A 22,571-nucleotide genomic window follows, 5' to 3' on the forward strand; every position below is an offset into this window, starting at 1 on the left:
AGCGCTATTGTGAACGGCGCCTATTGCGCCGTCAGGCGAAGATCTCCGAGGCCTGGGAGGCACCCGAGAGTTCGTTGGCAGCGTCGAGCAGTTGCGGTGCCAGGTCGTGGATACGCGACTCGGGTAGGCGGGCGCTGGGGCCGGCCACGCTCAGCACGCCGATCACATGGCCATCCAGCGGATGGCGCACCACCGCGGCCAGCGCGGAAGTCCCCACGGCCGAGCTTTCCATCACCCAGGCATAACCGTGTTCGCGCGCCAGGCGCAGCCGCTCCAGCAACTCGATATTGGAGCGCGGCGCATTGGGGCCGAACTGCGTCAGGTCGGCAATGCCCTGACGCTCGACCAGTGCCAGCGCCTCCGCGTCGCTCATGCTGGCCAGCCAGGCGTGCCCGGAGGCGGTGCAGAACAACGGAGCATCACGGCCCATATCTGGGTCGTAGCGCAGGCCGGAGCGCGCACCCTGGGACTTGGCGATCCAGGTCTGACGGTCGCCATCAATGACTCCCAGGCGCACCAGTTCACCGGTTTCCTGGGCCAGGCGATCGAGGATCGGCTGGACGATGTCCGCCCCGCTGCTGGCCAGGTACTGGAAGGCCATGGCCACCAGTTTGGTGGACAACTGATAGCGGCTGTTCTCCGGGTTCTGGCGCACATAACCCAGGCGAATCAGCTCGGCAAGCATGCGATGGGTCGCGCTTTTGGGAATGCTCAATTCATCCGAGAGGCTCTGCATCGGCAGGCCCCTGGGATCGCTGGTGAGGCTTTCCAGCAGGCTCAGCGCCCGCTCGATCTGACTTCCGGCCATGGTTGGGTCTCTGAAAGGTTTTGCCGATTCTAAAAGACAAGCACTCAAGGGCGAAACCTGGAACCGCCAGGATCGATGAACGCGACACGCTTACAGGATGCACTGCACTCACCAATACCGATGCCTTTGGTGATGATTTGCGCCAGCCGGCACCAACGCCTCGTGCGTGAAGCACTCCCAACGGTACGTGGGCCGAGGATCGAATTTCTTCCCGGCCAACAATGTACTAACCAGTTCGTTTGCGTTCGATCAGCGAACAAAACCGCGATTATCGAATTGAACCTTCACCCTCCAGCTTTCACTATCTGGTCACCCCGTAGCCCTGCCGCAACCAGCCTGCGACTTCATTTCCAGGGCTACGGGAACTACCCATAAGTACAAAAAAGGTCCAATCCCATGTCCCAGCCAATCGTCACTCCGCCTCGCATACGCCCCAGCGCCAGTCTTCAGTCCCTCATCGCGTTGCAATAGCACCCAGCCGGCACCGCTGATCGCCGGCCCCTTCGCCCTGATTCGTCGATTCGCCGCCTGCGCGAAGGGCCCGCCACGTCCCTGAGAACAACAAGCAAAGAGGCAAACCGTACATGTCATTCCCACGCCCCGACTGCCGTCCTTCGACTCTCGTTCGCGCCAGTCTTGCCCTGGCCATCGCCGCCAGTGCCCTGCACGTCCAGGCCGAAGAAGCGGGATTCATCGAGGACGCCACGGCAACCCTGAACCTGCGCAACTTCTACATGAACCGCAACTTCGTCAACGACGCTAACCAGAGCAAGGCCGAAGAATGGACGCAGAGTTTCATCCTCGACGCCCGTTCCGGCTTCACTCAGGGCACGGTCGGTTTCGGCGTCGACGTACTGGGAATGCTCGCGGTGAAGCTCGATGGTGGCAAAGGCACCAAGGGCACCCAACTGCTACCGGTGCATGACGATGGCCGCCCCGCGGACGACTTCGGCCGCCTCGGCCTAGCAGGCAAGATGCGCATCTCGCAAACCGAGTTGAAAGCTGGCGAGTGGATGCCAGTGCTGCCGATCCTGCGCTCGGACGACGGCCGCTCGCTGCCGCAAACCTTCGAGGGTGCGCAGGTCACCTCCAGGGAAATCGACGGTCTGACCCTCTACGGCGGCCAGTTCCGCGGCAACAGCCCGCGCAACGATGCCAGCATGGAAGACATGTCAATGAACGGCCGGGCCTCGTTCACCTCCGACCGTTTCAACTTCGTCGGTGGCGAATACGCCTTCAACGACAACCGCACCCTGGTCGGCCTTTGGAATGCCCAGCTGAAAGACATCTACGAGCAACAGTTCGTCCAACTGATTCACAGCCAGCCAGTCGGTGACTGGACCCTGGGCGCTACGCTCGGTTACTTCACCGGCAAGGAAGACGGTAGCGCCAAGGCGGGAGACTTGGACAACCAGACCTGGTCCGGTCTGTTCTCCGCCAAGTATGGCGCCAACACCTTCTATGTCGGCCTGCAGAAGGTCGACGGTGACGATGCGTGGATGCGCGTAAACGGCACCAGCGGTGGCACTCTGGCAAACGACAGCTATAACTCCAGCTACGACAACGCTGGCGAGCGCTCATGGCAACTGCGTCATGACTTCAACTTCGCTGGCGCCGGTATCCCCGGCCTGACTTTGATGAACCGCTATATCCATGGCGACAACGTGCACGTCGGTGCCGTGGACGATGGCAGGGAATGGGGACGAGAAAGCGAGTTGGCCTACGTGGTGCAGTCCGGCGCCTTCAAGAGCCTGGGGATCAAATGGCGCAACTCCAGCATGCGCCGCGACTGGGGCAACACCAACAGCTTCGACGAAAACCGCCTGATCATCTCCTATCCGCTCTCGCTGCTCTGATCCGTTGGTGATTGTTTAGCCTCTCTGGCCCGCCATCTGGCGGGCTTTTTTAACCATTTCCCTCATGTGAGGCCTCGGGCGGCATAGGCAACCAGAGCAGGTCGCGTCCGTCTGATCGTCCGCTGAGGCTAGCCGACGCAACCACATCGGTAGTCAGCTCGCGACTCAGCATCGACATTTTCGCTCCAACCCACTAGCGTCGTGCTATCGACCCCTCAAGCGGCGGTTGCCAATGCCGACAGATGCCGAAGCCCTTGCCTTGATCGACGCAGCGTTCGCCGACGCGCCACGCCCGGTGCATTTCACCAACTACCGGCACTGCTGCGAATGCGCCGAGCACGATGAATTGCTGCGCAGCCGTGACCGCTCCACTCTGCAGCACTCCGATGTCGGTAACGCCGGTTGGGACCCGATCTGCTTCTGCTCCCCGGAAGGCATCGCCTACTTCATGCCGACGCTGGTGCGTTTCGCCCTGGCGCAGCCCAACGACCAGTTGGACTGGTACGGCTGGCAATTGCTGTTTCATCTCTATCAGGGCGGCGCCTACAACACCTTCCTGAACGCATGTTCTGCGCCACAACGCCAGGCCATCGCCGCCCTCCTCGCCCACCTGATCGATACGCGGGCTGACCTGCTCGAACTGGAAGCCGACGATATCCTCCGGGCGTATCAACTCTGGTCCGTCGCTTAGCGCACGCATCCGTGGGCATGGCACACGTCGTTTCGGGCTCGGCCGAGAGGCGTCCTCTACTATGTAAATAGACAAGCCACCCTGGGTGCGATCTGCGCCGGAGCAACGCCATGGGGATATCCCCTGACAAGCATCGCTTCAACGGTCGTTTGCTCATGCTCGGTTTCGGCGGCATGGGCCAAGGCGTCTTGCCATTGCTGTTGCGCCATATCGATCTACGTCCCGACCAGATCCTGGTCATCACTCCGGATGCTTCGAACCAAGCTGCGGCAAAGGCACAGGGCCTTGAGCTGCTGGAGACAGCCCTGACCCCCGACAACTATCGCGCAGTGCTGGAGCCTGAACTGCATCCAGGCGACTTTCTGCTGAATCTGTCTGTCAACGTCTCGAGCCTGGCGCTCATCAGGCTGTGCCACGCGCGAGGGGTGCTTTACCTGGATACCTGCATCGAACCCTGGGGCGGTGGCTATGTCGACACCCGATTGAGTGTCGCCCAGCGCTCCAACTATGCCTTGCGAGAATCCATCCTGGCGCTGCGCCTGGAACTCGGCCCAGGTCCGACGGCGACTGTCACCCACGGCGCCAATCCCGGTCTGGTTTCGCATCTGCTCAAGCAGGCGCTGGTGAACCTGGCGAAAGATTCGGAGCTTGGGGCGGCAACCCCAGAATCCCGTGAAGGCTGGGCCAACCTGGCGCAACAGCTTAACGTTCGTTGTATCCACATTGCTGAACGAGACACGCAGATTGCTGCCACACCGAAGGTCTTGGGCGAGTTCGTCAATACTTGGTCCGTCCCCGGTCTGATCAGCGAGGCCTGCCAACCGGCGGAACTCGGCTGGGGCAGCCATGAGACTCACTTGCCTGAAGATGCTCGCCGCCATGGATTCGGCTGCCAGGCGGCTATCTACCTGGAGCGGCCAGGCGGTGCGACCCGCGTGCACAGCTGGACGCCACTGTGCGGACCTCAACAGGCTTTCCTGATTTCCCATGGTGAGTCGATATCCATCGCCGACTACTTGACTCTGGGCGATCCTCTCCGACCGAAGTACCGTCCGACCGTCCTGTATGCGTACCATCCCTGCGACCTCGCCGTGTTGTCGATGCACGAACTCGCCGGGCGCCATTGGCAACCGCAGGAGGTGCAACGCTTGCTGGTCGACGAGCTTGTCAGCGGTACAGATGCCTTGGGCGTATTGCTTCTGGGGCCTGTACGCGGTGCCTACTGGTACGGGTCGCAATTGTCCCTGGAGCAGACCCGTGCGCTGTGCATTCGCAATAACGCAACCAGCTTGCAGGTTGCGGCATCCGTGATGGCAGCCGTGATCTGGACCCTGCAGAACCCAGACTGCGGGATCCTCGAACCCGACGAAATCCCGTTTGCGCCAATCCTCCAGCTTTGCCGCCCCTATCTCGGTGAGCTGGGCGGCACCTACAGTGACTGGACGCCGCTCAAGGGGCGCGTGCCCCTCTTCAACGAAGCGCTGGAGCCCGGCGCCCCCTGGCAATTCAATAATTTTCGCGCTTTCTAGGAATCCTGCTGTCGATGCCAGAGACCAACGCCAGTCGAAGTCAGCTCACACTGATCTGCATCGTCCTTCTGGTCGTGTGGATCTGGGCCGCCATCGCACCGCTGAGCCGGGAAGATTGGCTCCTCGAAAACCTGCTGGTATTTGCTATCGCTGCCTTGCTGCTGGCAACCTTTCGATGGTTCATCTTCTCCATGGCTTCTTACTGGTTGCTTGCGGTGTTCCTGGCGATGCACCTCTATGGCTCCCACTACACCTACGCGGAAACGCCCTTTGGCTTCTGGTTGCAAGAGATTCTAGGAACAAGCCGAAATCACTACGACCGTATCGTCCACTTCTCATTCGGTCTCTTGCTGGTCTACCCGCTCCGCGAACTCATCGAGCGACTCGCAAGACCAGCGGGCAAATGGCTGGGGTTGTTGAGCCTCACGTTCGTCATGGCGTTGAGTAGCCTCTACGAGCAGATGGAGATGCTGGCAGCCATGGTCGTTGCGCCGGATCTGGGTACAGCTTTCCTAGGCACACAGGGCGACCAATGGGATGCCCAGAAAGACTCCGGGCTAGCCATGCTGGGAGCCGTTATCACACTCCTGGCGGCCAGGCTCGTAGGCGACAATCGGACATGAGCCCTCTCGAATCAACGCCCACCTGCGCGTCTGGCCAGCACCTGCGTCGCTCCCTGGGCCTTGCGAGTAAACCAGAGCACGCGGCTCACACCCCGCGTGATCGCCACGTAAGCCAGGCGCAGGCTCTCGTCCTGCATGGCCTGGTCGTAACTGTTGCGAAAGAAGCCTGAGTGGGCATAGAGCGCGTTGCGCAGCGGGTGTTTTTCCGGCGGGGCGCAATCGTCGACGATGATCGCCACCTCCGCTTGCAGGCCTTTGGCGCGGTGAATGGTGTAGGCCTTCACCGGTAGCTGCTTGTCCAACTGGGACTGGATAGCTTGCAGCGGCTCGTTGCGCCGACTCAACACCAGCACGGCGTTGCGGTCGGCCAGGTTGCGAGTGGCAACGTGCTCACACTGTGCCTTGATCTCCGCCACCAGCTCCGGCAACCGGGCTTTCACGTCGAAGTTCTGCTTCAAGACCACACCATGGTCGCCCGGCTGCATCGGCTTCGATGCCTTGCTGGCTTTCGGCTGCTTGAACTCGACACCGTCCAGCACCGCTTCGCCGTCGCGGATCACTGGCTCGATGGAGCGGTAGTTGGTTTGCAGCATCAATACCGCGCTTTTCTTCAGCCGGCCCTTGCCTGGGAAATACGTGTCGAACTCCATGAACAATTCCGGCGAACTGCCGCGCCAGCCATAGATCGACTGCCAGTCATCGCCGATCGCCATCAGGCTGATTGCCTGCCCTTGTTGGCCCAGGGCGCGATGCACGGCTTGGAGGAACTGCACGATCTGCGGGGAGATGTCCTGGAACTCGTCGATCAGCAGGTGGCTGAACGGCGCCAGTGCATCAGTCGGCACAGCCTTGCCGCCATCACTCAGTGACTGGGTGAGTCTCTGGAACGCCGCATTGAAGGTCATCAGTCCCTGCGCGTGCAACCCGGATTCAAAGTGCTTCCAGAACAGCAGCAGCGCCTCGATGAAATGTCGCTCCACGGCCGAACAAGACAGCGCACTGGCTTTTAGCTGGTCAAGCCGCAGGCCAATGCTCTCCATGAAACCCGCCTGGACGTGGAACGCCTCGAACAGCGGCATCGGCGTCAACTCCCCAGCCAGCTTGAAGCCGTCCAGCGGTGCCTTCGGAACCTTGGCGCGCTTGCCCTCGGTATCAACTGCCGGGAAGGGCGGCAGCCCCAGCAAAGCGTGTACATGCTCGCGGAAGTCCGCGTCCTGGGCATAGCAATTCTGATAGGCCTGCTTCAGTAGACGCTGCTGGGCCGGACGCAGGCGACCTGACGCCAGCGGGTTGTCCAGCTCACTTTTGCTGGTGGCCGGCTCGTCCAGCTGTTCGAACCATGACGGGTTGCCCAGTACCTGCTTGGCCAGGACGCCCATGGCCGAATGGAAGGTACGCACGCATTGTTTCGCCTGGTTGGCATCGAACGGGTACTGCCAGAACCCAAGCACCTTGAGCAGCTGCTCACGCAGCTGCGCGCAGGATGCATTGGTAAACGAGATGATCGTCAGACGGCCCGGGTCGATGCCCATATGGCACAGCATGAACACCACACGCAGCACCAGCGTCGTGGACTTGCCCGATCCGGCGCCGGCGAAGATCCGCGTGACCGGATGGCGCCCCAGGATCATCGCCCACTGCTCATCCGACGGCGCGCTGATCACGCCTGCGTCTACCGCCTGCGCAACCCGCTCGCGCATGGCGCTGACCTGCTGTGGGTCAACCGCCAGCAGGGAGGGACCGTAGAATCCCGAATCGGCCGCCGGGCCTGGCTTGGCCCGCGGCTTGCTCGCTTTCACGGAACCACTCGCCTTGGCCTTGCCAGTCCTGGCTGATCCCTTCTTTGCTCGCCCAGAAGGCTTCTTCACCGGCTGGGCCGCTTCGCGCTCGGCGCGCAAATAGGCCGTGGTCCGGGGAAAGTAACGCGCCAACGCCCCCGATAGGAGCAACTTGTAGCGTTTGACGGTCGACAGCATCCCGCGATTCCCGCTTAGGCCAATCCATAGGTCGTTGAATGATAAGTGCTTTCTGCCGCCTCCGGGTAACCGCTGGGCGCACGATGCACCTGGCGCTGTCTCCCGATCAAATGCTTCACACCATAGCGTTGAGTGCAAACTCTTCCGCAAGGTGGCCGATCAAGGTTCGCACCGAGGCCAACAAGCCGCGACGAGAACACGGCATGCACGATCCCGGTCCTTGGCACCCAGCCAGACAGTGCATTGATTATGAGGATTTCCACTCCGAAGCCTTCACGCGCAAGGGCAGCACCCTGGAAATGATTCAGCTCTGCGTGAAAACGAAGCGCTCAATTCACAACGCTGATTCCCAGCCATGCACTAAGCTCGACATGGCATTTATCCAAGCAAGGAGAAACACCATGGCTACCCCTTACAAACGCCTCGACAAGAACCAGGCCGCCGTTCTGCTGGTCGACCACCAGGCGGGCCTGCTGTCCCTGGTACGCGACATCGAACCAGACAGGTTCAAGAACAACGTGCTGGCCCTGGGCGACCTGGCCAAGTACTTCAACCTGCCGACCATCCTCACCACCAGCTTCGAGAACGGTCCCAACGGCCCGCTGGTACCCGAACTGAAAGAGCAGTTTCCCGAGGCGCCCTACATCGCCCGCCCAGGCCAGATCAACGCCTGGGATAACGAAGACTTCGTCAAGGCGGTGAAAGCCACCGGCAAGAAGCAGCTGATCATCGCCGGCGTCGTGACTGAGGTCTGCGTGGCCTTCCCGGCCCTCTCGGCCATCGAGGAAGGCTTCGACGTGTTCGTCGTCACCGACGCATCGGGCACCTTCAACGAAGTTACGCGTCACTCGGCCTGGGACCGCATGTCGGCTGCCGGCGCCCAGTTGATGACCTGGTTCGGTGTCGCCTGCGAGCTGCACCGTGACTGGCGCAACGACATCGAAGGCCTCGGCACGCTGTTCTCCAACCACATCCCGGACTACCGCAACCTGATCACCAGCTACACCACCCTCACCTCCGGCAAGTAAGCCAGGTAATGCCCCTGGGGGGGGAGCGAGCTTGCTCGCTTCAGAGGTAGATCGTTGGGATCAGCGGCGGTCCGATTCGCTTAGCTCAGCCCGACCTGCACGCATAAAAAAAACCGGAGCCAATGGCTCCGGTTTCTTTAACCACGCTCGATCAGTCGAGAACGTCATGCAGCACTTCATAGATGATCCCGGTCGCCACGGCGACCAGGATCAGGTCGGTACCCGCCTGCATCCAATCATAGCCTTCGTAGTGCGGCAGCCGACCCAGAAGCCGACCATCGAGTTTCTTGGCAATTCCAGGAGGCAGCGGCTTGCCGCGAGCGAGGTTCTTCTGGATGCCCGGAGGCAACGGACTGGCAGGACTCCAATAGTTGCGATTGTCGCCAAGAATGACACGGATGCCGCCGATATCGATCTGCGGGTCATGGTAGCGGTTCCCGCCGGAGTAACTTTGGCCAGACGAGCCAGCGTCAGCTTTTCCCTTACCGCCGCTATTGCCTTGCTGTGCCTGCTTTGCGTGTGGGTTGCCCTTGCCATTGCTGGGGTCTGCCAGCAGTGCTGGCGAACCTGCAAGCAGGGCAACGCTGGTCAGTACTGCAATCACTGAACGAGTCTTAGGCATATCTTCCAGTCCTGTTGATTGAGATATCCATAAAGCCTTGAAGCGCCTTTGGGAAAACGTTTCCGTCCGCCCTAATGTGGAGGAACGATAGAAATGATAGTTCCTGAACGAACCCATTTACCCTCTGCGCATCACACTTGACGGATGCTACCGGGATTTCGGTCAACCCAGCACTCTTGAAAGATGCACTTCCGTTGGGTCTTTCGCCGCCGCTATCTACACCGACATGGAGTCCCGCGCCACGGTACTCACCTATGGCAACGACCAGCCCGTCGCCATTGCCCGGCCGGCTGCCAGCGACAGCAGTACGGTAGCGATGGCAAGGCTAGCACTGAGTTTGCACCTGCCCTCCCACTATCGACAGCTCCTTGAACCCCTCGCCGTCACGCAGGACGAACAACGCATCCATCCCCCGCCGCTGCGCCAGCTTCGACCCGGCCTCCACTCCCAACACCATCAATGCCGTCGCCCAGGCGTCTGCGAGCATGCAACGGGACTCGACGACCGATACCGCGGCCAGTTCGCCAGACAGTGGCATCTGCCGGGCTGGGTCCATGGTGTGCGCGTAGTGTGTATTGGCCACCTCCACCCAGTGGCGGTAATCCCCCGAGGTGGCGATGGCGGCATTGGTCAGCTCCATCACACCCATCACCTCGCGAACTCCGCGGAGGGGCTTCTCGATGGCAACGGCCCAGGCCTGGCCATCGGGCTTCAGGCCTCGGGCCCGCATTTCACCATCGATGCCGACCAGATAGCGGGTGACACCGAAGCGTTCCAGACAACAAGCCAGCTCATCCACGCCAAAGCCTTTGGCAATACCTGAAAGGTCGAGAGCAACGGGCTCGACCTTGCGCACCCGCGCGGTCGACGGGTCGATTTCCAGCACCTCGCTTGCGGGCTTACGTTGCTGCATCCGCAGTGCGTTGGCACGTTGTTCATCAAGTTGCTTGGCAGGGCCGAAGCCCCAGGCGCTGACCAGGTCTCCAACCCCTATGTCGAATGCGCCGCCTGACTCGCGGCTGACCAGCAATGCCGTGTGCAAAACCTGAAAGAGTTCCCTGGGAACCGCTTGCCATTGCCCTACCGGCGAAGCATTCAGCCGACACAGATCAGAATCGGCCTTCCACGTGGACATTTGTTGGTCCACCCGGTCGACCGCGTTGAACAGCCCTGTATTGACCGCCTGTTCATCCAGCCCTGGCGGGGCGAAGAAGACCGCGCTGTATAGCGTCCCCATTGTGGCGCCATTGAGGCTGTAGCGCTGTAGTGCAGGAGGGAGCATCGGCATCTCAGTAGACATCTTCACGGTAGCGCCCCTCGGCCTTGAGCTTGAGTACGTTCAGGTTGAGCGGTGCCAGCACCTCGTCCAGGGCCTGCATGACGCTCTTTGCCATATCCCGGCTGCCGCAGACCAGCACCTGCGCACCCCGCTCTATCAGCCTGCGCATATCGTTAGCGTCTTCGATGATTCTGTCCTGCACGTAGCGGCGCTCGCTCACACGGGAGAAAGCCGCCTGCAGCCGGGTCAGTCGCTGGTCGGCCAGGTACCGACCCAGCTCCGATTCGTAGAGGAAGTCCGAGTCCGGATTGCGCCCGCCCCAGTAGAGGTGCATGGGCCGCCTGGCCGTGTTGTTGCGGATGAATCCAGCCAGCGGCCCGATGCCGGTCCCCGCGCCGATGAGGATGGTCGCTGGCCTGCCCGGTGCCGGACGGAAGTCCGGGTTGGGCTGAATGAATGCCTCTATGGTGCCGCCCAAGGGCAAGTCATGGAGGTAGTTCGAGCACAGGCCTGCCTGCTGCTTTCGGACACAGATTTCCAGCACGCCGTCCGCCGTACCGCTCGCCAGTGAATAGAAGCGAGGCACCGAACTTCCTGGCGGCAGGATCCCCACCAGATCGCCCGCATCGAACTCGGGCAACTTGCTGGCTGCAGCAGGCTTGAAGCGCAGGATGCAGGTCGGCGCCTGGACCTGCTCGCCATACACCTCGCGCTGCATCAGCTGCAGGCTGTGGGTCGGAGGGCAATGTGGTGCGTGCAGCAGCGTCAGCTCATGGCCCAGCTTGTCGCCCAAAGCCTTACCCCAACGCGCAAAATCCTGGATCGACTGCCGATCGACCGTGTCCATTGCCAGTAAAGGCCGCAAGCCGCGTGCAAGGAGCGCCTCGTCGACGTCCTTGGCAAATTGACAGAAGCGCGGGAAGCTCCGGTCGCCAAACCCCAGCACCGCGAACCCTTGGTGCGGGTTGAGGCGACTGGACGCCAGCTTCTCAAGGAAAAGTTTGGCGCAAGCGGGCGCAGCGCCGTCGCCGTAGGTCGAAGTCAGGATGAGCAGGCGCTCGGCGCGACGATATTCGTTAGCCAGGCTGTTCATCGGCGCAATGTGAACGCACCAGCCGGCTTGCACCAGCGCCTCATGCAGTGTTTTGGCAAAGCCCCAGGTGGTGTTGCTTTCGCTGCCGACCAGGATCACCGTGTCGGCGGTCTGGCCTGCACTGTTGCTGGCGATGCGGGGCATGGCACGGCGGCGTTTCCACCAGATCAGGCCGCCGGTGATGCTCATCACCGGGACGCCCAGCGCACTGGCGCCAAGCAACAGGCCCAGCCACCAGAGCCCTGCACCGGTATGCAGTTGGTAAACGACCTCATAAAGGCGACGGACCCTGTCGTGCTCGCGGAAAGACAGCAACTGCCCGGTGGCCTGGTCGATGTAGCCATCGCCGTTGGCAGTGTGTAGCGAATAGACGTCTGTCGGGTCTTCCGGGTCTGGATAGACCAGTTCACGCAGATCGCTCAGCTGAACGGCCTGCAAAGCGGGTAGCGAAGCAACCGGGGCAGCGGGTCCGCCCGTGACTTGTGTCGGAAACTCCGGCTCGTTCTGCATGCCATCGGGCAGTAGTCCGAAAGTCACAGCGGACAGGTAGAGTCCGGTCAGCGACGACAACAGCAGGCCGGGTATGGCTAGGCGACCGGCCTCCGCATGCCAGCGCTGGGTCCAAGGGCCACGCATTGGCCCCGCCAGGTAACGCCAGCCTCCTACGCGCTTCGCCAGCAGGAACATTCCAGAGATCGACAGCACCAGCATCACCCCTGCCATCAGCCCGACGATCACCCGGCCGGGCGTGCCCGCCAACAGGGAGCGGTGCAGATCCTTCGCCCCTTGCATGAGCGTCGACGGCTCCGCGTCACCTGTTACCTTTCCGCTCTGCGGATCGATACGCACAACTCCTGTCCGGCCATCCTGGCGGTAAGACACGATCACGGCGCCTGACGGGGTCCGTTCGAGCTGCTCGACGCCTGGGTAGAACTGGTCGACACGTGCCGCCAGTTCGGCAATGCTCAGGGATTGCTCGGTCTGTGGGCTGGTCTGGAGTCTGCCCACGACGGGTTCGACTGACAGCACAACCCCGGTCAGGGCCAGGACCATGACCAGTAGCGCTGCAACCAAGCCGGGAAGCGAATGGATCTGGCGAAGCATGATCCTTCTCCTGCAGATAGAACGATTACATGTCGTAAGTGAAGGATTCGACGTAACCCTGGCCCGCGGTGGGCTTGCCCGCACCGGTGGTGGTAAGCGGCACAGTGACGTCAGCGCGGTTGTCACGTTTGTCTTCGACCGCGCTATCGATGCGGATCTGGTAACCGGCATCGATCAGGGCGTCAGCGAGTTCAACCGATACTTTGAGTGTTTCTCCGCTGCCGACGCTGGCACCACTGATGCCGTCGAACTCTGCAGGCTTCATCCCGCTACCACGCGCCCAGTCACGCAGATGCTTGTAGTACTTGGCCTTCTTCCCGGAGACCCAGAGGGTGCGTTGGTATTGGCCCTGTGCATCGGTCAGGTAGATCGCTAGATATGCCTCGTTTCCAGCGTATTCCTTCAACTTGGTCGTCAAGGTGACTTCACGCGCTTGGGCAAATGCGGGGAGCACGATGGTGCCGGCCAGGCACAGGGATGCCACTAGTCTTTTCATCAGGAAGTCCTCGTCGGAATCGATATGAGTTCAAGCTACGCGACCAGGCTTAAAAGAAACTGAATGAACAAAACCAGCGACCTAATAATTCCTTAAGGTTTCTGTATTAGGAAAATCTAAAAAAGTCAGACGGCGCTTCATTTCTTTCACGCCCCGCAATATAAATAAGCAGAACCAATCCACAGCCGTAGTGTGCGCTCTGCGCACCTCGCACTTGCTATGCCAGGCTTCCAACCTTGGCGTGGGCTCAACACGGGTGCGCATGACACCCCTACCCTTCGGCACTAATCCGATATCCGAATGACTATCAGCAAGTTTCGGGACCGATCATCAAATAACCCCGGATCACCGCAGCCACTTACTCAAACATTAATTGGCACTTCGTTGGACGAAGGACTTTCGTCAGTTTGCGAGTCCCGATTTTCGGTATCGGCATCCACGCCTAAAATGGAATCAAAAGTGCAGATAAGAATTCGTGGTCTTTCATCGACAACGATTGGCATTGGCGACTAGGTGCCGCAACTGCTCGCAGCTTGAGTCGATTCAGCCCATCGGCGGAAGCCGACGCTTGACCGGAGTCTTCTTGACGATGGCGGTGTTGGTTTCCGCGAAACCGTTGATCCGGTCCAGCAGGTTATCCAACTGCTCCATGTCCCGAACACACAGGCGGGCGATGAAGCAGTCGTCGCCCGTCACCTTGTCGCACTCGGTAAATTCGGGAATCGCCTGGATCTGCCGCTCGACCTCCTGCAGTTGGCCAGGCAAGGGGCGGATGCGGACGATGGCCTGGAACTGATAGCCGAAGGCCTTGGGATCGACCTCGACCGTGTACCCCCTCAGCACACCCCGCTCTTCGAGCTTGCGCAGCCGTTCCGCGACGCTGGGCGACGAAAGGCCGCTGATTTGAGCGAGCGCCTTGAGCGACCGCCTGGAATCTTCCATCAGTGCAGAAATCAGCAACTGGTCGATCTCGTCAGTCATACGAGCCTCGTTAGGCAATATGAGAAAACTGTCTTGATCATAAAGGTAAAACGAGGTTTTCGCCTTCGTCAGACAATGGAGATGGTGCTGTTTGGCTTGTCATACTCTGGCCCAAGCAGAGGAGCCAAACCATGAACAATTCGATACATCGCGGGTCGCTGGAAATGGTCGCAGCCATGCTGATCAGCGGGACCATCGGCTGGCTGGTACTGGTGTCTGGCCAGTCGGTGCTGGATGTGGTGTTCTGGCGCTGCGTATTCGGCGCAGCCACTTTGCTGGTCGTCTGCGCGTTGCTGGGTTTTCTGCGACCCGGGATCCTGACCCGCGAAACCTTCATACTCGCGGTGCTCAGTGGCGTCGCAATCGTCGGTAACTGGGTGTTGCTGTTCGCTTCATACTCGCGAGCCTCGATCTCCATCGGCACCGCCGTCTACAACGTCCAGCCCTTCATGCTGGTTGGCCTGGCCGCCCTCTTCCTCGGTGAGAAGATCACCGCACAGAAGCTGTTCTGGCTCAGCGTGTCGTTCGGCGGGATGCTGGCGATCGTCAGCGCCCACGGCGAGCAGGGCCAAGGCGGCGACAACTATCTCGCCGGCATCGCCCTCGCGCTCGGCGCAGCCCTGCTCTATGCCTTTGCGGCCCTCATCGTCAAGCGCCTGAACGGCACACCACCGCATCTGATCGCATTGATCCAGGTGTGCACTGGCGTCCTGTTCCTGGCGCCGATGGCGAACCTGTCCAGCTTGCCGCAGCAGACGGAGGCCTGGGCCAGCCTCGTCACGCTGGGAGTCGTCCACACGGGCGTGATGTACGTGCTGCTGTACGGCGCCATTCAGAGACTGCCAACCGCACTGACCGGCGCCCTTTCGTTCATCTATCCGATAGCCGCGATCTTCGTCGACTGGCTGGCCTTCAATCACCAGCTCAGCTCGCTGCAATGGCTGGGTGTAGGCGCGATCCTGCTGGCCGCAGCGGGCATGCAACAAGGATGGGGGATCAGCAGCTTTCGCCGCGTTGCAGTCCGCTGAACGGCCAGGCGCTAGCGAGCGGATGCAGACTGTGACGCAGCACTTCGCATTGTGCTGGCCACGCGCCTCTGGATCTCGTAGGCCGGGGCCTCGACCTCGTTGTAGTCACGGGTATAGCGAACGGCAAAGTCGCGAACCCCCCACTGGAGGTATTGCTGCACGTGCTTCAGCTCGTGGGCCCAGAGGGCGACATTGTTCAGCGCATCGTCCTCATTTCGGAAAACGATGATGTCCACAAGCGTCACCGCATTCACATCGGGGTTCTGCAGCATGGTGTTGGCAGCGTTCATCTCCACATCATCACCCACCTTGTAGAAGGCGGAGTCCAACACCTGGATGTCGTAGTAGGGCTCGAGCTGGGCGCGGATATTCAGCGGAATCCGCTGAATATTGCCCAGGGCCGCTGTGTTGCGGGATCGCACAAGCCAGCCCTCCAGCCCGGATGCCGCCATCTGGCCCATGCTCTCGGCAAGAGGCCCGATTTCCTCCTGGGTGCCGGGTGCGCAAAAGCAGGCGACCACACACACCTTGTACTGCCCTGCCGGGCAGGCTGTAGCAGCGACGGACAGCGAACTCCATGAAGCCAGGAGCAGCGCGGAAAAGCTGAAGAAGCGGCGCAACGAAACGGCAGGCATTGGTACTCCCAGAGGCCATGGTAATCAGCGGGCGACAATGTGGGCATCGGCCGGCCCTTTGTCCAACCTCGCGTTGGACCGTTCCGACGGACGTTCGTTACCCCAAGGGCGGCAGCTTTTTTCGGTGGCGGCCACGCTGCAAGCGTGAACCAATAAAACGAAGCCCAGCTCAAAGCACAACCACCGGCCAAGCGTTTACACGAACGGAAGGCCCGGACAGCGGTCAAAATGCAGAAATAACACGAAAAATATTTTCTAAGCCATTGAATTGACAGCATACAGCCTGTCCGAATAGCCATATTTTCCCTGGCCGTAGTCGGTTCTTTTCTTTATCCTCCGCAACCTTTTCACCGGCCCTGGAGACGAACATGCTCGACACTACCCTTGAACAACTGGAACAACTTGTTAGCGAACTGCTGCAGCAAAACCAGTCGCTGACCGATGAAAATGCGCAGATCCGCGTGGAACTGAACAAAGCGCGTGAAGAGAACGACACTTTGCAACTCTCCCTGCTGGAACAGGAAGAGAAACAGAACGCTGCTGCTGACCGCCTGCAGGCCCTGGTTCGTCGCGTCAGTGAAACCCGCGCCAGCGCATGAGCAACGACAGCGTCCGCGTACTGCGCATACTGGGGCGCGAGTACAACATCAAGGCTCCAGCCGGCGAGGAGCAGGTGCTGCAGGACGCAGCGGCGGTGCTGCAGGCTGAGATTGCCGCCAACAAGAAAAAATTTCCCTACGTCACCGCCAATGAACTCGTCGTGCTCTCCGCGCTCAACCTCTGCGCGCGCCAGATCAGCCCACGAGACAAGCTCCATGCTCCTGCGGACGTAGCGCAGCGCATCGCCGTGCTCAACCAGCGCATTCGCGAGCGCCTGGATTCTCAGGGGTCCTGACCCCAACGCGAGACTTTACGCCAGTTCGTGGAAGGGCCACCCGCACCGAAGATCAGGCTGCACGCCGACAACGCCCTTTCCTGCAAGCAGGAAAGGGTCGGGAGCGCCAGGGGCTTCTTACCTATGTGGTTATTTCAAAGGGCCGTGTTACGCACAAATTGGCTAACGTAGCCGACCGGTGACCTCGCAGCCGTGCTGGCTATCGGCCAGACTGCAGCGTTGAGCGAGCACGACCTGCTCCCTTGCGTTCCCCTCAGAAGAAACGCTCCCCAAACACTTCTTAAGAACCCTCCGGTTTTCGGAGCGTTTGGCGCTGTTTCTTGGCCGGTAAAAACGCATGGAGCACGGCGCCGAGAGAAGGTGGCAGTTCCTTCGCCTTCAGGCATCAGGGGTAGGTGGCGACTCGGCCCTCTCAAATTAGTGCGGTGAACAAACAGCGCTTGCGCTGTGGGAGCGACTTTTGCGGTTGCATGAGCGATCAGAGGCACTTCTGTGATCATCACCGCCTGCTCGACTGGAGTATTGAACGTCGGGTAATGCGGACGAATATCGATGTCGGCTGTTGCGTGCATGGTTCAAGCACAAGCGCTTCCTGTGACTGACGGTCAGAGCGGCACGGGTTGAAAACAGATGCGCCCAACCAGCCGCAGAGACAGACGCCAGGAGTACGTGGCCCATGTCCGTCTGAAAACCGAATTCGCGCACGGTAGGACAACCATGCATACCATCCGCAACACCTTGGTGGTGGTAGATCCGCAGCAGCCTGAAGAGTTGCTGCTCAATAAAGCCAGAATGATCGCTACCGCCACCCGCTCACACCTTCACTTGCTGGCCTGCGATAAACGACTGGACCTCTCCGACCATCTGAACCATATGCAAGGCGCCCTGGCAAAGGAGGGTTTTAGCGTCAGCGTCCAGCAGGAGTGCAACCACAGTCCGTACAAGGCCATCATCAACGCCCAGCAGTCAGAAGGCTGTGGCCTGGTGATGAAGCAACACCGGCCGGACAATGCGCTGACGAAATCCCTCCTCACCCCGGAAGACTGGAAGCTGCTGCGTTACTGCCCCAGTCCGGTACTCATCGTGAAAACCCCCAGACCCTGGACCGGCAACAGCATTCTTACCGCTGTGGATGTGGGCAATGACGATATCGAGCACCGGGTCTTGCATGCCGGCATCGTCAGCCACGGTTACGACATCGCGGAAATGGCAGACGGCACCCTGCACATGATGAGCGCCCACCCCTATCCGATGCTCTCGGCCCATGACCCGATCTTCCAGCTCAAGGAAAGCATCCAGGATTTCTATCACGAGCAATGCAAAGCCTTGCAGCACGAATTCAATATCAACGACGAACATCTGCACATCGAGGAAGGCGCAGCCGACGTACTCATCCCGCAGATTGCGCACCGGCTCAACGCCGCGCTTACGGTAATAGGAAACGTTGCGCGAACCGGCCTTGCGGGCGCATTGATCGGCAATACTGCCGAGATGATCCTCGACACACTTGAGAGCGACGTCCTGGTGCTCAAACCAGACGACATCATCACCCACCTCGAAGAGCTCGCCGCCCCCTCACTCGACCCGCCGGAGCTCGAGGCATTGGCGTCGTGGCCGTACAACCACCATAACCATCGGTTGTAGGTATGTCGCTGCCGGGCTGTCGGAACGCGTCTGGCATGGACAATCTGGCACGGAAGCCTGGAGTTATCAGGACTGGGGAGCCGAACAACACGCATCCTCCAGGGCGGCGACTGCCCGGTTATACGCCCTGGACGTTTGAGCGAGGCAACCCGGCGAGTCGAATACAGCCTAGAACACGCCATAATTAAAAAGTGTCCTTGTATTTTTCTACCCAGCCCCTACCTGACTTATCAGGAGGTGGGGATTCATGAGCATCGTCCGTCCAGCAGCAGTAGCAGGTACGTTCTATCCGGCCGATCCCGAGCAACTTGCACGAGACGTCCGCCAACTGTTGTCCGCTGTCGCCCCAGCTCCAGCCGCACCGGGCCTAAAGGCCCTAATCGTGCCGCATGCTGGCTACATCTATTCCGGTGCAGTTGCCGCGCAGGCCTATGCCCGTCTGAAACCGCTGGCCTCTCGCGTCGAGCGCGTGGTGTTGTTGGGGCCGGTCCATCGGGTTCCCGTGCGTGGCCTGGCCCTCCCCCAGGCCAACGCATTCTCGACCCCGCTGGGCCAGGTTCAGTTGGATGCCGAAGCCATGGCGGTCCTGGCTGACCTGCCGAAAGTCGTCATCAGCGCCGAAGCCCATGCACTCGAGCATTCGCTCGAAGTGCAACTGCCGTTCCTGCAGTCGGTGCTGGGCGAATTCCGGTTGGTGCCGCTGGCCGTGGGCTCAGCCACCCCCGCAGAGGTTGCGCAAGTGCTAGCACGGGTGTGGGGTGGCGATGAAACACTGATCGTCATCAGCTCCGACCTATCGCATTTTCTGCCCTATACCGTTGCCCAGAAGATGGATAGCGAAACGATACGGGAGATCCTGGCCGAACGCCCGGCGCTCAACCATGAGCAGGCGTGCGGCGCGACGCCGATCAATGGTCTGCTGGCATTCGCGGCACGTCAGGGACTCCGCGCCGAACTACTCGGCCAGTGCAACTCCGGCGATACCGCTGGCGACAAATTCCGTGTGGTGGGCTACGCGTCCGTTGCCTTCTATCAAACCAGTAAAGCCGTCCAGGATGCAGATGACGCGGGCAAGACACTGCTCAATGTCGCGCGCGACGCCATCTCTCAGCACCTGGGCGGCCCGGGAAGAACGCCCCCTGATCAGCGATGGCTGCATGAACCTGGTGCCAGCTTCGTCACCCTTACCCACCAAGGCAGACTTCGCGGCTGCATCGGCACTATCGAGGCGCATCGACGCCTGATCGAGGATGTGCAGGAAAACGCCATCGCCGCCGCCACCCGCGACCCGCGGTTCGACGCCCTGACCCGCGACGAACTGGTCAAGACCCGCATCGAGGTATCGTTGCTGTCAGCCACTGAGGTTCTGGCATTCACCAGCGAACGGCAGGCCCTTGAACAGCTGCGCCCAGGCGTCGACGGCATCATCCTGGAGTACGGACGGGCCCGCGGTACCTTCCTGCCGCAGGTCTGGGACAGCCTGCCGCAGCCGAACGAATTCCTGGCAATGCTCAAACGCAAGGCAGGATTGCCTGCTGACTTCTGGCACACGGATATCCGGCTGGCGCGCTACACAGTCAACAAATGGCAGGAGGTGGGTGATGAGTGACCTGTCGGGGCATTACCCCGGTCGCTGGTGGCACAGCTTGCCCGATGGCCGTATTCAATGCGATTTGTGCCCCCGTGACTGCAAGCTGCGCGACGGGCAACGCGGGGCCTGCTTCGTGCGCATGCGCGAAGGCGAGCAGATGGTCCTGACCACCTACGGGCGCTCATCCGGCTTCTGCATCGACCCGATCGAGAAAAAGCCTCTCAACCATTTCTATCCCGGCTCATCGGTGCTGTCCTTCGGCACCGCAGGCTGCAACCTTGCCTGCAAGTTCTGCCAGAACTGGGATATCAGCAAATCCCGCGACATGGATCGCCTGATGGATCAGGCCAGCCCGGAGCAGATCGCCCTGGCAGCGGAACGTTCCGGCTGCGCCAGCGTGGCGTTCACCTACAACGATCCGGTGATATTCGCCGAATACGCCATCGATACGGCGCAGGCCTGCCATGAGCACGGCATTCGAACGGTAGCGGTGACCTCGGGCTACATACATGCCGAGCCCCGGCGCGAGTTCTACGCAGTCATGGATGCGGCGAACGTCGACCTCAAGGCCTTTACCGACGACTTCTACTTCAAACTCACCGGCGCGCACCTGCAGCCAGTGCTGGATACGCTGGTCTATCTGCATCATGAAACCGATGTCTGGACGGAAATCACTACCCTTCTGATTCCGGGCTACAACGATTCGAAAGCCGAAATCGAGGCGCTGTGCAATTGGGTACGCAACGAACTGGGACCGGATGTGCCCATCCACTTCACCGCCTTCCACCCCGATTTCAAGCTGCTTGACGCGCCACCGACCCCACCGGCGACTCTGACGCTTGCCCGACAGATCGCACGCGCGCACGGCTTGCGCTACGCATACACAGGCAATGTGCATGACGCCGAAGGCGGCACAACGTTCTGCCCAAACTGCGGCGAGGCTCTGATCAAGCGCGACTGGCACCGCATCCTGGACTATCAGGTGACGGACGACGGGCACTGTTCACATTGCAACACGCCGATTGCCGGGCGCTTTGGCCATTACAGCGGTGCGTTTGGCCAGCGCAGGATTCCGGTACGGCTCAATCCTGCCCATTGAGCCGGCCAGCACAGTCGATGGCTGGCCCTCCGGTCAGATCACCAACAGGTCCATGAAACGGTTGACCGGAGTAGCCACCAGCGCAGCCTGATCGCTGCATAGCGCGAATATCTGCGCGCAGCGCTGCGGAGGGAAACGCGTGGCGAGGTTACTCTTGAACTTCTCTTCCAGAAGAGGAAGGCCTTCCATGCGGCGGCGGCGGTGACCAATCGGGTATTCGACCGCGACCTGCGGGGTCGAACTGCCGTCCTTGAAGACCACCTGCACCGCGTTGGCGATGGAGCGTTTGTCGGGCTCCAGGTACTCGCGGGTGTAACGCTCGTCCTCGACGACCTCCATCTTCGCGCGTAGCTCATCGATGATCGGGTGAGCCTGGTGGAAGTCGTCTTCGTAGTGCTCGGCGACGAGGTTGCCGAAGGCCAGCGCCACAGCGGTCATGTACTGGATGCAGTGGTCGCGGTCGGCGGCGTTGGCCAGCAGGCCGACCTTGGAAATGATGCGGATCGCGGACTCTTGTGTGGTGATGATGATTTTGTCGATTTCCTGCAGACGGCCCCGGACCTGCGGATGCAGGGTGACTGCGGCTTCACAGGCCGTCTGGCCGTGGAACTCGGCCGGGAAGCTGATCTTGAACAGGATGTTTTCCATCACGTAAGTACCGAAGCCCTGTGGAAAGCTGAAACGGCGCTGATCCTCGGGCTTGGTGGCCAGGTCCTTGTTGGTGTGACTGAACAGCACATCATAGAAACCCCATTGCGCGGCGGTCAGTGCGGCAGGAATACCCATCTCGCCGCGAATCGCGATATCGGCGAGGCGCACCCCACGACTGGAGGCGTCGCCAGCCGCCCAGGACTTGCGCGAACCGGCATTCGGCGCATGGCGGTAGGTGCGCAGCGCCTGGCCATCGACGAAAGCGTGGGAGATGGCCGACCGCACCTGCTCGCGGGTGGCTCCCATCAACTTGGCGCATACCGCGGAGGAAGCCAGCTTGACCAGAAACACGTGGTCCAGGCCAACGCGGTTGAATGAGTTCTCCAGTGCGAAAATTCCCTGGATCTCATGGGCCATGATCATGGCTTCCAGCACTTGGCCCATGGTCAGAGGCGCATCGCCCCGGGTCAGTCGCTGCTGCGAGAGGTGATCGGTCACGGCGAGGATGCCGCCGAGGTTGTCGGATGGGTGGCCCCACTCGGCCGCCAACCAGGTGTCGTTGAAATCCAGCCAGCGGATCATGGCACCGATGTCCCAGGCCGCCTTGACCGGGTCCAGGCAAAAGCGGGTACCCGGTACGCGCGAGCCGTTCGGCACCAGGGTACCCTCGACCAGCGGGCCGAGAAGCTTGGTGCACTCTGGAAAACGCAGTGCCAACAGGCCGCAGCCAAGCGTATCCATCAGGCAATAGCGAGCCGTGCTCAGTGCATTTTCGGACTTGATCCTGTAGTCCAGGACATAGTCGGCGATGTCCTGGATCACCTTGTCATAATCGGGTCGGTCGTTCAGGTCGACATTGGCGCTCATGGCGGTTGCCTCGCCGGTGGGAGCCGACAGGCTGTCTGTCAGCAGCACTACTGAGCTCAGTGTATTCCCCGCGTA

The 22,571-nt window shown here is 60.8% G+C and carries 20 protein-coding genes; 11 read left to right on the forward strand and 9 right to left on the reverse strand.

What is annotated here, in order from left to right:
* Positions 1-31: 31 nt before the first annotated feature.
* On the reverse strand, positions 32-808 hold the full coding sequence (locus OXH74_RS21700) for an IclR family transcriptional regulator (protein ID WP_375738805.1): 777 nt from the start codon (positions 806-808) through the stop codon (positions 32-34).
* A gap of 584 nt (positions 809-1,392) precedes the next feature.
* On the opposite strand from OXH74_RS21700, the gene OXH74_RS21705 reads away from it, so the two are divergent.
* The 4 genes from OXH74_RS21705 (at position 1,393) to OXH74_RS21720 (ending at position 5,507) form a co-directional block, all read left to right on the forward strand.
* Complete coding sequence (locus OXH74_RS21705; RefSeq protein WP_375738806.1) at positions 1,393-2,664, forward strand: OprD family porin; 1,272 nt, start codon at positions 1,393-1,395, stop codon at positions 2,662-2,664.
* Between the two features lie 232 nt (positions 2,665-2,896).
* Positions 2,897-3,355 carry a hypothetical protein gene (locus tag OXH74_RS21710; RefSeq protein ID WP_375738807.1) on the forward strand — a complete coding sequence of 153 codons (459 nt, stop codon included), beginning with the start codon at positions 2,897-2,899 and terminating at the stop codon, positions 3,353-3,355.
* Positions 3,356-3,465: 110 nt separating this feature from the next.
* Positions 3,466-4,884 carry a homospermidine synthase gene (locus OXH74_RS21715; RefSeq protein ID WP_375738808.1) on the forward strand — a complete coding sequence of 473 codons (1,419 nt, stop codon included), beginning with the start codon at positions 3,466-3,468 and terminating at the stop codon, positions 4,882-4,884.
* Positions 4,885-4,898: 14 nt separating this feature from the next.
* On the forward strand, positions 4,899-5,507 hold the full coding sequence (locus tag OXH74_RS21720; RefSeq protein ID WP_375738809.1) for a DUF2238 domain-containing protein: 609 nt from the start codon (positions 4,899-4,901) through the stop codon (positions 5,505-5,507).
* Between the two features lie 11 nt (positions 5,508-5,518).
* Here OXH74_RS21720 and OXH74_RS21725 read toward each other — a convergent pair whose 3' ends face one another.
* Positions 5,519-7,483 carry a UvrD-helicase domain-containing protein gene (locus OXH74_RS21725; protein ID WP_375738810.1) on the reverse strand — a complete coding sequence of 655 codons (1,965 nt, stop codon included), beginning with the start codon at positions 7,481-7,483 and terminating at the stop codon, positions 5,519-5,521.
* A gap of 401 nt (positions 7,484-7,884) precedes the next feature.
* On the opposite strand from OXH74_RS21725, the gene ycaC reads away from it, so the two are divergent.
* Positions 7,885-8,511, forward strand: a complete 627-nt coding sequence (gene ycaC / locus OXH74_RS21730) for an isochorismate family cysteine hydrolase YcaC (protein ID WP_375738811.1) — start codon at positions 7,885-7,887, stop codon at positions 8,509-8,511.
* A gap of 151 nt (positions 8,512-8,662) precedes the next feature.
* On the opposite strand, the gene OXH74_RS21735 is transcribed toward ycaC, so the two are convergent.
* The 5 genes from OXH74_RS21735 to OXH74_RS21755 all read right to left on the reverse strand — a co-directional run bounded on the left by OXH74_RS21735 (position 8,663) and on the right by OXH74_RS21755 (position 14,086).
* Positions 8,663-9,133, reverse strand: coding sequence for an anti-virulence regulator CigR family protein (locus OXH74_RS21735; protein WP_375738812.1), 471 nt, complete (start codon positions 9,131-9,133; stop codon positions 8,663-8,665).
* Between the two features lie 325 nt (positions 9,134-9,458).
* Complete coding sequence (locus OXH74_RS21740; RefSeq protein WP_375741662.1) at positions 9,459-10,433, reverse strand: FAD:protein FMN transferase; 975 nt, start codon at positions 10,431-10,433, stop codon at positions 9,459-9,461.
* Positions 10,423-12,609, reverse strand: a complete 2,187-nt coding sequence (locus OXH74_RS21745) for a PepSY domain-containing protein (RefSeq protein WP_375738813.1) — start codon at positions 12,607-12,609, stop codon at positions 10,423-10,425. Before OXH74_RS21745 ends, OXH74_RS21740 begins: the two co-directional genes overlap by 11 nt.
* 25 nt (positions 12,610-12,634) lie before the next feature.
* Positions 12,635-13,105: a DUF2271 domain-containing protein gene (locus tag OXH74_RS21750; protein ID WP_375738814.1), complete on the reverse strand. Its 471-nt coding sequence runs from the start codon at positions 13,103-13,105 to the stop codon at positions 12,635-12,637.
* A gap of 543 nt (positions 13,106-13,648) precedes the next feature.
* Positions 13,649-14,086, reverse strand: coding sequence for an Lrp/AsnC family transcriptional regulator (locus tag OXH74_RS21755; RefSeq protein ID WP_215380433.1), 438 nt, complete (start codon positions 14,084-14,086; stop codon positions 13,649-13,651).
* Between the two features lie 131 nt (positions 14,087-14,217).
* On the opposite strand from OXH74_RS21755, the gene OXH74_RS21760 reads away from it, so the two are divergent.
* On the forward strand, positions 14,218-15,114 hold the full coding sequence (locus OXH74_RS21760; protein ID WP_375738815.1) for a DMT family transporter: 897 nt from the start codon (positions 14,218-14,220) through the stop codon (positions 15,112-15,114).
* 11 nt (positions 15,115-15,125) lie between these two features.
* Here the strand turns inward: OXH74_RS21760 and OXH74_RS21765 are convergent, their stop codons facing one another.
* The gene (locus OXH74_RS21765) at positions 15,126-15,749 is read right to left on the reverse strand and encodes a DUF4157 domain-containing protein (protein WP_251702228.1); all 624 of its coding nucleotides are present in this window, start codon (positions 15,747-15,749) and stop codon (positions 15,126-15,128) included.
* Between the two features lie 368 nt (positions 15,750-16,117).
* Here OXH74_RS21765 and OXH74_RS21770 point away from each other — a divergent pair, with 368 nt between their 5' ends.
* The 5 genes from OXH74_RS21770 to amrS all read left to right on the forward strand — a co-directional run bounded on the left by OXH74_RS21770 (position 16,118) and on the right by amrS (position 20,978).
* Complete coding sequence (locus OXH74_RS21770) at positions 16,118-16,348, forward strand: hypothetical protein (protein ID WP_215380437.1); 231 nt, start codon at positions 16,118-16,120, stop codon at positions 16,346-16,348.
* On the forward strand, positions 16,345-16,644 hold the full coding sequence (locus OXH74_RS21775; protein WP_375738816.1) for a cell division protein ZapA: 300 nt from the start codon (positions 16,345-16,347) through the stop codon (positions 16,642-16,644). Before OXH74_RS21770 ends, OXH74_RS21775 begins: the two co-directional genes overlap by 4 nt.
* 717 nt (positions 16,645-17,361) lie before the next feature.
* Positions 17,362-18,288 (forward strand): universal stress protein, encoded by a 927-nt coding sequence (locus OXH74_RS21780; protein ID WP_375738817.1) that lies wholly within the window; start codon positions 17,362-17,364, stop codon positions 18,286-18,288.
* 247 nt (positions 18,289-18,535) lie between these two features.
* Positions 18,536-19,897 carry an AmmeMemoRadiSam system protein B gene (gene amrB, locus OXH74_RS21785; RefSeq protein WP_375738818.1) on the forward strand — a complete coding sequence of 454 codons (1,362 nt, stop codon included), beginning with the start codon at positions 18,536-18,538 and terminating at the stop codon, positions 19,895-19,897.
* On the forward strand, positions 19,890-20,978 hold the full coding sequence (gene amrS, locus OXH74_RS21790) for an AmmeMemoRadiSam system radical SAM enzyme (protein WP_375738819.1): 1,089 nt from the start codon (positions 19,890-19,892) through the stop codon (positions 20,976-20,978). Before amrB ends, amrS begins: the two co-directional genes overlap by 8 nt.
* A gap of 33 nt (positions 20,979-21,011) precedes the next feature.
* On the opposite strand, the gene prpD is transcribed toward amrS, so the two are convergent.
* The gene (gene prpD, locus OXH74_RS21795; protein ID WP_375741663.1) at positions 21,012-22,496 is read right to left on the reverse strand and encodes a 2-methylcitrate dehydratase; all 1,485 of its coding nucleotides are present in this window, start codon (positions 22,494-22,496) and stop codon (positions 21,012-21,014) included.
* Between the last annotated feature and the right edge of the window lie 75 nt (positions 22,497-22,571).

Source organism: Metapseudomonas boanensis (assembly GCF_042232855.1).
In the GTDB taxonomy this organism is placed as follows: Bacteria; Pseudomonadota; Gammaproteobacteria; order Pseudomonadales; family Pseudomonadaceae; genus Metapseudomonas; species Metapseudomonas boanensis.